This window comes from Candidatus Pelagibacter bacterium nBUS_29 (genome assembly GCF_051200905.1).
GTDB lineage: Bacteria > Pseudomonadota > Alphaproteobacteria > Pelagibacterales > Pelagibacteraceae > Pelagibacter.
The window spans coordinates 475067-487027 of the sequence record NZ_CP172843.1 but is presented as its reverse complement, the minus strand read 5'-3'; the positions used below and the strand labels follow the sequence as shown (position 1 = coordinate 487027).

Here is an 11961-nt window from a genome sequence, read left to right as displayed (position 1 = left end):
ACAAGTATGATTCAATTTATAATTTTTATGTTTTTATTAATTCTTCTAGCTGTAATTGGAATATTTTCACTGATTAAGGTTGTAATTCCATTCACTTATATTGCTCTATAAACAAATCAATTTCTTTTTTAACAAGTCTAAAGCCATATTCACTTAAATGAAAATCTTTATTGTTATAATAGCTTGAAATTTCAAAATTGTTTTTTTGTTGGTCATCTTTAATTACTTTAGCCATATCTATATAATTCACATTCTTAGAATTAAAATAATCTTTAACAAAATGATACCTCCAGTTAGGATTAGTAACATCATTTTTAAAATTAAAAGTTATAAATATTAAATTTTGATTAAGATTTTTTGAATTCGATATGATATTATCTATAAAAAATTTAAATATATCTTTTTTCTTGTCAATTACACATTTATCTTTTTTATAATTAAACTCATTCAAAAATAAAAAAATTATATTTTTAATAAAATTGTAAGTATAAATATGATTAAAGTTTTTAATATTATCTCTAAAAATGATAGGAACATTATTTAGCTCATAAATGTTGTTATTTTTAACGAATTTTAATTTTGGAAAATTTCTTTGATCAAAAATAGCTCTGTCAAGATCTTCAAGTAAAAAACCAATTATTACATTGTTATTAGTGAATTTATTTTTGGTAATCATGTATGATTTATAAATTTGATCTAAACCATATGATTTAACTGCAAAGTTATTTTCTTCCTCATAAAAGGGTAAAAAATATTCATGATCAATGAAAGAACTTCCATAAAAAACTACTTTTTTATCATTAATAATATTGTCTTCATACAAAGATTCATTACTTTTTTTAACAAGAGTTAAAATTGGATGATATGAATATATTTTTTTATCATAAGAGGAATTTCCCTGTATGTTCCAATAAGCTTGATCGCAATAAGGATTAAAAAAAAGAATAGTTTTTTTTAAACTTTTAATGTCAAAAAAAAAATTATTTGAAATGAAATCTCTAACAAAATAATTAAAAGAACTAAGGGATAAATAAAATATTTAAGGCAAATATCTAAAATTTTATTTAACGATAAGATCATAATTAAAAGGAAGTGTAACTTTATGAGACATATACTCTTTTATTAAGAAGGTGATTATTATCAAAATTATGACAATTATAATAATTTTAATTATTTTCATTAATTATTTTATCTTTAATAGTTTCTTCAAATTTAATAAGAATATCATTTGCCAAATAATTAGAAGTATTGTTAGTGTCTAAAGTGTGAAAAAGGTCAACATAATTTATTTTAATTTTCTTATCAATTAAATTTAAATTTTTAAAACTTTTATCAGGAATAGATAAAGAAGTTATTTTTTTATAATTTTCAGTTATCTTTTTTGATTTAGATATTTCTTTATTAAAAGGCTGAATATAGAATAAAAAGTCAATTGACCTGTTTTTTAAAGATATATTAATTTTTTCGAAATTTTTTTTTATATACGTTTCAACATTTATATTTTGATTAATTTTCTTAAATTTTTCCTCAGTTAAATATAAACTATCAGATAAACATTTTTGTAAAGTATTTGGAAATAGAAGTGCTGTGGAGTTGTGATCATTTTTTTTTTCAAATGAGTAAAGTTTAAAATTTTCCATATTTAAGGAATAATTATCCAAAATATCTTTATAAGTTTGTCTCAAATGTAATTCGTTTCCTCCGGTATAAAAAATTACTAAATCTGGATGATAAATTTCTGAAAAATTTAATGTATCTGTAAGATGATCACTTATCATGCCGCCTGCATAAGATAAATTTAAAACAAATATATTTTTTGTATTAATTTTTTCTCTTAATTTTTTTTGAAGCAAGCTGTGCAATCTATCTTCATCTTTTTGATACCAACCAAATGTCTCTGAATTTCCTTGAATCACAATTAAAAAATCTTTTTCTTGATCAAATGTATTTAAAAAATTTAAATTTGATTGAAATTTAATTGGTTTTCTGAATGAATTAAATCCTGAAATATTTAGAATTTGGTTTTTTTCTTCAAATTTTTTACAATCAATTTTATTAATTTCTCTTATCTTTTTTTTTTCTTTGTAATCATCTGTTATGGGTTTAGTAAATCTTATTATTTTGTCTATAAATCTTAATGTTGATGAAACATAATTTCCTGAAATTAATGTAGAACCTCTGAAATAAATTACATACCCTAAAATAATTTCTATTGCTAATACAAATACTAATATTTTAAATAATTTATTCATCATTTTTTTTTTATAAATACCATTTTCTGTCATTAGATATTTGATATTCATTCTCTCTAAAGCTAGATATGCGTCCTCTAAAGAATAAACCATTGGATCAGATGAAATATTAAAAGATGTATTTGCAATCACAAAAATATTTTTTTTTTCTAATTTTTTTAATATTTTTCCAAGAATATGATTTTCATCACATATCTGCACTCTTGCAGTATTGTCATTGTGTACTACTGCTTCTATCCCATTTGAATTTTTAACATTTACAACAGAGCCCATATAAAAATAAGATTGATGAATTTTATCAGATAGCAAAAAATATTTACTTGCGTTATTAAGCAATGTTACAGGGGCTACTGGTCTAAATTTACTTCTTTTTTTAATTTTTTCATTTAAGAAATTTACTGCTTCTAATGAATGTGCATTACAGATCATTGATCTATGTCCTAAAGCTCTAGGGCCAGTCTCAATATTTTTATAGCAAGTTGCTATAACCTCATTTGATATTATTAACTCTGAAGCTGTTTCAATAAGATTGTTATGATCACAAATTTTATCATAATTTGTCAAAAAAAATTCTTCATCAGTATTTTTATTTTTAACTAAGCCAGGTGACAAAATATCAATATCATTATTATTGGTGAGAAATTCATTACCATTTTTTAAATAGCCATAATATGCCGCTCCTAAGGCGGCTCCAGAGTCACCTGGAGATGGTGGTATTATTATTTCTTCTACAAAATCAAGTTTTGATAATTCATTTATAGCTACACTGTTCATTGCAACACCTCCTGCAAAAATAAATCTTTTTTCTTTAGTTATCTCATGAGCATAAAGAAATATTTTTTTTAGTAAATTCTCAACTATCTTTTGAGCAGATGACGCAATATTTGCATACTGTTTAAAATTTGGGGTATCCAAATCTAGGTTTTGATTACTTTCTCTCTCACCAATATTAAATATTTCATTTAGCTTGTCTGAGTAAGATCTGCTTACACTTCTGCAGAAATCATAATAGCTATCATCTAAATTAAGTTTACCATCAACAAAATTTATTGTTTTTTTAAGCTCATCATAATAAATAGGCTCACCATAAGCAGCTAAACCCATTACTTTATATTCACCCTCATTTACAGAAAAACCTAAATAATCTGTAATGGCAGAATAAAATAATCCTATCGAATGTGGAAAAGAACTTGACCAAACATTATTTATTTCTTTAGATGATTTTATATGATGTATGGAGCTTGTACTTTCATCTCCGTATCCATCAATTACAATCGATGTTATCGGAGTTTTTTGATTATAATAAGCACCTGACAATGTGTGACTTAAATGATGGTCGCAATAAATAATTTTTTGATTTGAAACTTTTAGATATTTTGACAAATCATAAGAAAATATAATTGATGACTTCCATATATTCTTAAAATAATTCCTTGTTAACTCATTGGAAAGTGAATTATTTTTTATAGAGTATTTTAAAATATTCAACCAGGCTTTAAAGGGTTTTTCATAAAAAGTTACTTTTAAAATACTTTTATCGTCTAGATTAAAATTATTAATAATTTCCTCAAGAGCTAATCTTGGAAAAGACTTGTCACCTTTTACTCTTGAAAAATATTCTTCTTTTTTAAAATCAATTAGATCACCATTCTCATTTAACAATGCAATGGAAGAGTCATGGAAGTAACATGAAATTCCTAAATAATATTTCATTTAAGAGTTTAAATGACTGACTTGTCACTAATAGTCATTAAATTTTTATGAGATGATGAATTTGGTTTTAGCAAAATTGTAATAGATCCAAAAATCAATATTAAACCATTAATTATTGGATCAAAAATTTTATTTAAAAACATAACGTTCTTATAATAAAACATTCTAAATTTATTTTTTAGTTTTTCTTTTATAAAAGCACTTTGAAGGTTGGAGTTTGGAAACTTTTTATCATAAAAAAGTTTAGCGAATGTCCAATGCCTATCCTCTTCTTTCATAATATTATTAAGGGTTTCAACTGAGTAATCTGCATGATTCTCTTCCTCTTGTGAAATTTGTTTTAAGATTTTTAAAGACTCTTTTATTTTTAATTCTTTTTATTAAACTATCGAACGAGTTTTTTGCTAAAAATTCATTGGTATAAACGAACTCAACAAAGTTTTTTTGTTTTAATTTTTCTACTAAAAAATTCCTTTTATCTACATAACCTTTCAAAACTACATTTTGTGGTGAAAATCTAAATTCTTTTTTAAAAAAATCTTTATTTCTTTTTACTTCATTATTAAGAACTTCAAAAATTAACTTAGAGTGTCTATATTCATCTAAAGCGTGATTTATATAACCTACTTTTAATCTTGGTGAGTTTGCAGTTTTTGCTGCCTTAAGCATTTCAAGAGCTGAACCATACTCAGCGTATGCGAATTCAACTAGTGTATTGTATAAATTAGTTTTTTTGTCTGGTACTAGAAACATATAAATCCTTATATTTGTTTATTTCATAAATTCAAAATATTTGTTAATTTTATATTAAAATCTGCTATTTGTTTAATAGAAACCACTAAATTAATGATTAAAAGATACTCTCGAAAAGAATTAACTGACATTTGGTCAGAGGAAAATAAATATAAAATTTGGCTAGATGTCGAAGTTGCAGCTGCTGAAGCTATGGAAAAGCTTGATCAAATTCCAAAGGGTGTTGCTTCTGTTGTTAGAAAAAAAGCGAAAATCAATGTAAGTAGAATTCACAAAATTGAGTCTGAAGTTAAACATGATGTTATAGCCTTTCTGACATCTGTTACTGAAAGAGCTGGAATTAAAGCTAGATACTTACATCAAGGAATGACTTCATCAGATGTATTAGACACCAGTTTTAATATTCAAATGGTTCAATCTGGCAAGATAATCTTAAAAGACTTAGATCAAATTTTAAAAGTTCTTAAAAAACAAGCTAAGAAATACAAATTTACGCCATGCATGGGTAGAAGTCACGGCATTCATGCTGAACCGGTTACATTTGGTTTAAAATTGGCTTCGTTTTACGAAGAATTTAAGAGAAATAGAAAAAGATTAGTTGATGCAATTGATGAAGTATCAACATGTGCAATATCTGGCGCTGTTGGAACTTTTGCCAACATTAATCCCAATGTTGAAAAACATGTTGCAAAAAAATTAGGTTTAAAAGTTGAGCCAATTTCAACTCAAGTAATACCAAGAGATCGTCATGCTTTTTATTTTTCAATACTAGGTATTATCGCTGGATCAATTGAAAGAGTTGCTGTTGAAATTAGACATTTACAAAGAACTGAAGTTTATGAAATGCAAGAATTCTTTTCAAAAAATCAAAAAGGCTCCTCTGCAATGCCACATAAAAAGAATCCAATATTAAGTGAAAACTTAACAGGACTTTCAAGAATGGTTAGAAGTGCAGTAATTCCTGCTTTAGAAAATATTGCCCTTTGGCACGAAAGAGATATTTCTCATTCAAGTGTTGAAAGAAATATTGGGCCTGATGCTAATATTACAACTGATTTTGCATTAGTCAGATTAACTAATATTTTAGATAACATGATTGTTTATCCAAAAAAAATGTTAGAAAATTTAAATATCACTAAAGGATTGATTTTCTCACAAGAAGTAATGCTTGAATTAACAAAGTCTGGGTTAAGTAGAGAGCAATCTTACCGAATGGTTCAAAATTATGCTAAAAAATGTTTTGCTGAAGATTTAGATTTATTTGATGTTATTAGCTCAGATAAATTAATTATGAGCAAAATCACTCCTAAAAAGCTAAAATCTATATTTAGTTACGCAAAACACTTTAAAAATGTAAATTTCATCTTTAGAAGAGTTTTTAAATAATGAAAAAAGGAAAAAAACTATACGAAGGTAAGGCTAAAATCATTTACACAACAAATGATAAGAATTTAGTTATTCAATATTTTAAGGACGATGCTACCGCATTTAACAACCAAAAAAAATCTACTATAGAAGGAAAAGGTGTTTTAAATAATAGAATTTCAGAACATATCCTTTCAAATCTATCTCAGATAGGAATTAAAAATCACTTGGTAAAAAGACTTAATATGAGAGAGCAAGTAATTAAATTGGTTGAAATCATTCCAATTGAATTCATCGTTAGAAATGTTGCGACTGGATCTATTACAAAAAGATTAGGGATTGAAGATGGAACAATCTTAAAAGAGCCTCTTATTGAATATTGCTTAAAAGATGACAAGTTAGGCGATCCATTAATAGCAGAAGAGCATATATTGGCTTTTGATTGGGCTACAAAAAAAGAAATTGAGAAAGTTAAGAAAATGATTTTAAGAATTAATGACTTTATGATCGGCATGTTTAGAGGTGTTGGTATTAAATTAATTGATTTTAAATTGGAATTTGGAAGGTTAAAAGTTAACGGTAAAGAAGAGGTTATTCTTGCTGATGAAATTAGTCCTGATACTTGCAGACTTTGGGACAGCATTACTGATAAAAAGTTAGATAAAGATAGATTTAGAAAAAATTTAGGTGATCTTATTCCTGCTTATACTGAGGTTGCTAAAAGACTTGGGATACTTCACGAACAATCTAATGTTTCTGCAGTAAATGTTACAAAATTATCTTCAGTTAAAAGGAAGCGTAAATGAAAATTTCTGTAATTATTACGCTTAAAAAAGATGTACTAGATCCTCAAGGAAAAGTTATTCACCAAACCTTGGATGGAATGGGATTTAATGACATCAATGAAGTGAGACAAGGTAAGTACTTTGAAATTGACACTAAAGAAAGTGATCCCAAAAAAGCTAAAGAAAAAGTTGAAGAAATGTGTATCAAACTTTTAGCCAATCTAGTTATTGAAAATTATAAAATTATTGATGTACAATAATTAATGAAATCATCCGTCATTACATTTCCTGGTTCTAATTGTGACAGAGATATGGACGTTGCTTTAAAAAAATTTGGATTCAAAAATAAGATGGTTTGGCATGATGATGTTGAGCTGCCAAAAAGTGATTTGGTTGTTTTACCAGGTGGATTTTCTTATGGAGATTATTTGAGATGCGGAAGTATGGCGTCAAAATCAAAAATAATGAAATCAGTGATAAACTTTGCAAACTCAGGTGGAATGGTGATGGGTATTTGCAATGGTTTTCAAATTTTAGTTGAAACAGGTTTGGTTCCGGGTGTTTTATTAAGAAACAAATACTTAGAATTTATTTGTAAAAATGTATTTGTTAAAATTAATGATAAAAAAAATACTTACTTTAAAAACATTGATAGTGAAGTTTTAGAGTTTCATATAGCTCATAATGAGGGAAACTATTTTTGCACCAACGATCAATTAAAAGAAATTGAAGATAATGAACAAGTAGCAATCAATTACTGTGATAAAGATGGCAAAACTGAAGATAAATTTAATCCTAATGGATCCATTAAAAACATTGCAGGCATATTTAATAAAGAAAAAAATGTTTTAGGAATGATGCCCCATCCTGAAAGGATGATTGACCCTTCTCTATCAGGTGAGGATGGGTCTATTTTTTTTAATAATTTAATTAATAATCTAAAATGATTGTAAACGAACAAGTTGCTATAGATCACGGTCTTAAAAAAGACGAATATGCAAAAATTTGTGAGCTACTTAAGCGAACTCCAAATATTACTGAGCTAGGTATCTTTTCAGCAATGTGGAATGAGCATTGTTCTTATAAATCATCGAGACTTCACTTAAAAAAGCTTCCAACCAAAGGAAAGCAAGTCATTCAAGGACCAGGAGAAAATGCAGGAGTTGTAGATATTGGTGATAATGATGCAATTGTATTTAAAATTGAAAGTCACAATCACCCTTCTTTTATTGAACCCTATCAAGGAGCAGCAACTGGAGTTGGTGGAATTATGAGAGATGTATTTACAATGGGAGCACGTCCTATTGCTAATTTAAATTCTATTCATTTCGGATCTCCTCAACACAAAAAAACTAAAAATTTACTTAGAGGAGTTGTTCACGGTATTGGTGGCTATGGGAACTGTATGGGTGTTCCAACGATAGCAGGTCAAACTAACTTTGATAGCTCGTATAACGGCAATATTCTAGTTAATGCGATGACACTGGGGTTAGTGAAAAAAGATAAAATTTTCTACTCAAAAGCAGCAGGTCTAGGTAAACCAGTAATTTATGTAGGGTCTAAAACAGGACGAGATGGAATTCATGGTGCTAGCATGGCATCAGCTAGCTTTGATGAAAAAATAGAGGAAAAAAAACCTACTGTTCAAGTTGGAGATCCATTTACTGAAAAACTATTACTTGAAGCTTGCTTAGAGTTAATGGCTGGGGACTCAATTATAGCAATTCAAGACATGGGGGCAGCTGGACTTACATCGTCAAGTATTGAAATGGCCTCAAAAGGAAACCTTGGAATTGAAATTAATTTAAATAAAGTTCCATGCAGAGAAGCTAAGATGACACCTTATGAAATTATGCTTTCTGAAAGCCAAGAGAGAATGTTAATTGTTTTAGAAAACGGTAAAGAAGATCAGGCTAAAAAAATATTTGATAAATGGAATTTAGATTTTGCAGTAATTGGTAAAACAACTAAATCTAAGAAGATTGAACTGTTCTTTGATAATGAACAAGTTGCAAATATTCCAGTTAATACTTTGGTTGAAAATTCACCAATGTATGACCGTAAATGGAAAAAAGCAAAATTACCTAAAAAAAATAGAATTAAAAAAGAAGATCTTAAAAATTTAAAAATTATAGATGTGTTAAAAAAAGTTTTATCTAATCCAAATGTTTGTAGTAAAGAATGGATTTGGCAACAATACGATCATACAGTTATGGGTGACACTATACAAAAACCAGGTGGTGACTCTGGTGTTGTGAGAGTTCATGGAACTGATAAAGCAGTTGCAGCATCGGTTGATTCATCTGCTGTATATTGTTGGGCGCATCCTTTAACTGGTGGAAAACAAGTTGTTTGTGAAAGTTTTAGAAATCTAATTTCTGTAGGCGCAAAACCGGTCGCTATTACAAATTGCCTAAACTTTGGTAGCCCTGAAAATGAAGAAAACATGGGTGAGTTTGTTGAATGTGTTCAAGGAATTGGGGAGGCTGCTGAATATTTAAAATTTCCAGTCGTTTCAGGAAATGTATCTTTTTACAATCAAACAAAAGAAGAAGGTATCAAACCTACTCCATCTATTGGTGGTGTTGGTTTAATCAAAGATTATAACAAAATGATTACAATGGATTTTAAAGAGGTTGATAATATCGTTTTAGTAATTGGAAAAACTGAAGGACATATTGATCAAAGTTTGTTTGCAAGAAACATATTAGATGAAAAAAATGGTCCTCCACCAGAAATCAATCTGTTTAATGAAAAAAATAATGGAGAAACTTTATTAAAGTTAATAGATGTGGGTCATATTAAAAGTGCTCACGATGTATCTATCGGTGGAATAATTACTGCAGTTGCAAAAATGTGTATTAAAGGAAACAAGGGAATTAATCTTAAAAAACCAAAATATTTAATTAATGAAATTGAATATTTTTTTGCTGAAGATCAGGGTAGATACGTGATCGAAGTAAACAAGGATAGTCTTAAAAAAGTGACTGATATTTTAAACAAAAATGCAGTTCATTATGATGAACTTGGAACAATTAATAAGGATCAAATGTTTATTAATGAAAAGACAAAAGTAACAATTGACGAATTAAGAACATCTAATACAAATTGGTTAACAAATTATATGAGCAATTAATGGCAATGGATTTAAAAGAAATTGAGAGTTTAATCAAAGAAGCTTTGACTGATGCTACAGTTGAAATTCAAGATTTAGCTGGTGATGGCAATCATTACTCAGCAACAGTAACTTCTGCACAATTCTCAGGTAAAAGCAAAATTGAACAACACAAAATGGTATATAATTCTCTAAAGGGTAAAATGGGAAATGAGTTACATGCCTTAGCAATTAAAACAAAGGAGCTATAATGGATGATAATACAAAAAATTTAATTCAAACTCATATTGATAGTAACGAAGTATGTTTGTTTATGAAAGGTACGCCTGATGCTCCTCAGTGTGGTTTTTCAATGGCTGTATCTAATATGTTAAAAATTCTTGAAGTTAACTTCCAAGGTGTAAATGTTTTAGAAGATCAAAATGTTAGAGAAGGAATTAAAACTTTCAGTGACTGGCCTACTATCCCACAACTTTATATCAAAAAAGAGTTTGTTGGCGGCTGTGATATCGTAAAAGAAATGTACGAAAGTGGTGAATTAGCAAAATTACTTGAGACCAAGGGTATAAGTTTTAAAGCTAAAAATTAATTATTATCTAGAGTAATATTCAATTACTAAGTTTGGTTCCATCACAATTGGATAAGGAACTTCTTCAAACTTAGGTACTCTTACAAATTTAACTTTTTTGTTTTTCTCATCCATTTGAATATATTCTGGTGTTTCTCTTTCTTTGTTAGCTAAAGCAATATCAATAATTGCTAATTGCTTAGATTTATCTCTGATCTCAATTGAGTCTTCTTCTTTAACTATGTAACTACCAATATTAACTTTTTTACCGTTAACTCTTACGTGGCCATGGTTAATTAATTGTCTTGAAGAAAAAACTGTTGTTGCAAATTTTGCTCTGTAAATAACTGCATCTAATCTTCTTTCAAGTAAACCAATTAAATTTTCACCAGTATCACCCTTAAGCATAACAGCTTTTTTATAAATATTTCTAAATTGTCTCTCGTTAATGTTACCGTAGTAAGCTTTTAATTTTTGCTTAGCTTGCAACTGCGTTCCATAATCTGATGGCTTACCTTTTCTACCTTGACCGTGTTGTCCTGGTCCATAGTCTCTTTTATTGAAAGGACTCTTTGGTCTTCCCCATAGATTAGCTTTTAATCTTCTATCTACTTTATGTTTAGAGTTTAATCTTTTTGTCATTTGATATTGGGGTTTATAAGCTTACAGGCTATTTTGTCAATCAACGTTTTTTACCCAAACTAGCGAATACACTGGCTAATATACGCGTTTCTTTGGCTGATAATTCCATTCTGTAGAAAATATTTCTAAGATTTTCTAGCATAATAGGTTTCTTTTCCTTTGGTTTGAAGAAATTGATCTCATCTAAGTTTTGAATGCATAAATTGGTCATTGAATGTATCTCTTTTTTAGAGGCAGCTTTAACCTTTTTAGATTTTTTAAAATTGGAAGTCTTAGATTTTATGATGCTTGAGACATACTGAGCAATGATAATTAAGCTATGAGATAAATTTAAAGATTTGAATTCAGGATTAGTTGGAATTTGTAACGTGTAATTCGCATAACTCACTTCATTATTCGACAAACCTGAAGCTTCAGATCCAAAAAGAAATGCTACTTTTTTGTTGAAATCAATCTTTTTTAAGTCTTCTAATTGAATATGCTTAATGTTTTTGTTTCTAAATCTAGCAGATGTTGCAATGACATAATCTATATCTTTTAGTGCAGGCTCTAAGACATCAAACACTTTACTTTTATTAATTATATTTTTGGCACCAACAGAAGTTGCTAAAATTTTATCATTAGGAAAAATAGGTTTTGGATCAATAATTGACAGTTTTTGAAAATTAAAGTTCTTCATTCCTCTAGCGCATGCACCAATATTTTCTGATAACTGTGGCTTATGTAAAATAAAAGTAATATTATTTGATGACATTATTAATGATAAAT

At 27.8% G+C, this 11961-nt stretch carries 13 protein-coding genes; 7 read left to right on the top strand and 6 right to left on the bottom strand.

The genetic code is table 11. From position 1 onward, the window contains the following. Positions 1 to 91: 91 nt before the first annotated feature. From ACIJYA_RS02560 to ACIJYA_RS02545, 4 genes are all read right to left on the bottom strand, one after another. The gene (locus tag ACIJYA_RS02560; RefSeq protein WP_435088927.1) at positions 92 to 823 is read right to left on the bottom strand and encodes a hypothetical protein; all 732 of its coding nucleotides are present in this window, start codon (positions 821 to 823) and stop codon (positions 92 to 94) included. A gap of 343 nt (positions 824 to 1166) precedes the next feature. Then, a complete protein-coding gene (locus tag ACIJYA_RS02555; protein WP_435088926.1) occupies positions 1167 to 3965 on the bottom strand; it encodes a carbamoyltransferase C-terminal domain-containing protein in 2799 nt (932 codons plus the stop codon). Between the two features lie 8 nt (positions 3966 to 3973). After that, on the bottom strand, positions 3974 to 4243 hold the full coding sequence (locus ACIJYA_RS02550; RefSeq protein WP_435088924.1) for a hypothetical protein: 270 nt from the start codon (positions 4241 to 4243) through the stop codon (positions 3974 to 3976). Positions 4244 to 4259: 16 nt separating this feature from the next. Further along, complete coding sequence (locus tag ACIJYA_RS02545; RefSeq protein WP_435088923.1) at positions 4260 to 4718, bottom strand: hypothetical protein; 459 nt, start codon at positions 4716 to 4718, stop codon at positions 4260 to 4262. A gap of 93 nt (positions 4719 to 4811) precedes the next feature. On the opposite strand from ACIJYA_RS02545, the gene purB reads away from it, so the two are divergent. Genes purB through grxD form a run of 7 tightly spaced genes read left to right on the top strand, consistent with a single transcriptional unit; the run spans position 4812 to position 10572 of the window. Further along, on the top strand, positions 4812 to 6104 hold the full coding sequence (purB, locus tag ACIJYA_RS02540; RefSeq protein ID WP_435088921.1) for an adenylosuccinate lyase: 1293 nt from the start codon (positions 4812 to 4814) through the stop codon (positions 6102 to 6104). After that, entirely contained in the window at positions 6104 to 6889 is a 786-nt protein-coding gene (gene purC / locus ACIJYA_RS02535; RefSeq protein ID WP_435088920.1) for a phosphoribosylaminoimidazolesuccinocarboxamide synthase, read from the top strand. The genes purB and purC overlap by 1 nt, the downstream gene beginning before the upstream one ends. Beyond that, the gene (purS, locus tag ACIJYA_RS02530; protein WP_435088918.1) at positions 6886 to 7128 is read left to right on the top strand and encodes a phosphoribosylformylglycinamidine synthase subunit PurS; all 243 of its coding nucleotides are present in this window, start codon (positions 6886 to 6888) and stop codon (positions 7126 to 7128) included. Before purC ends, purS begins: the two co-directional genes overlap by 4 nt. 3 nt (positions 7129 to 7131) lie before the next feature. After that, positions 7132 to 7815 carry a phosphoribosylformylglycinamidine synthase I gene (gene purQ / locus ACIJYA_RS02525; RefSeq protein ID WP_435088916.1) on the top strand — a complete coding sequence of 228 codons (684 nt, stop codon included), beginning with the start codon at positions 7132 to 7134 and terminating at the stop codon, positions 7813 to 7815. After that, entirely contained in the window at positions 7812 to 10004 is a 2193-nt protein-coding gene (gene purL / locus ACIJYA_RS02520) for a phosphoribosylformylglycinamidine synthase subunit PurL (protein ID WP_435088914.1), read from the top strand. The genes purQ and purL overlap by 4 nt, the downstream gene beginning before the upstream one ends. After that, the gene (locus tag ACIJYA_RS02515) at positions 10004 to 10234 is read left to right on the top strand and encodes a BolA/IbaG family iron-sulfur metabolism protein (protein WP_435089250.1); all 231 of its coding nucleotides are present in this window, start codon (positions 10004 to 10006) and stop codon (positions 10232 to 10234) included. Before purL ends, ACIJYA_RS02515 begins: the two co-directional genes overlap by 1 nt. Continuing rightward, a complete protein-coding gene (grxD, locus tag ACIJYA_RS02510) occupies positions 10234 to 10572 on the top strand; it encodes a Grx4 family monothiol glutaredoxin (RefSeq protein WP_435086857.1) in 339 nt (112 codons plus the stop codon). The genes ACIJYA_RS02515 and grxD overlap by 1 nt, the downstream gene beginning before the upstream one ends. A 3-nt stretch (positions 10573 to 10575) precedes the next feature. Here the strand turns inward: grxD and rpsD are convergent, their stop codons facing one another. After that, complete coding sequence (gene rpsD, locus ACIJYA_RS02505) at positions 10576 to 11193, bottom strand: 30S ribosomal protein S4 (protein ID WP_435088913.1); 618 nt, start codon at positions 11191 to 11193, stop codon at positions 10576 to 10578. 40 nt (positions 11194 to 11233) lie between these two features. After that, entirely contained in the window at positions 11234 to 11947 is a 714-nt protein-coding gene (locus ACIJYA_RS02500) for an RNA methyltransferase (RefSeq protein WP_435088912.1), read from the bottom strand. Positions 11948 to 11961: the final 14 nt, after the last annotated feature.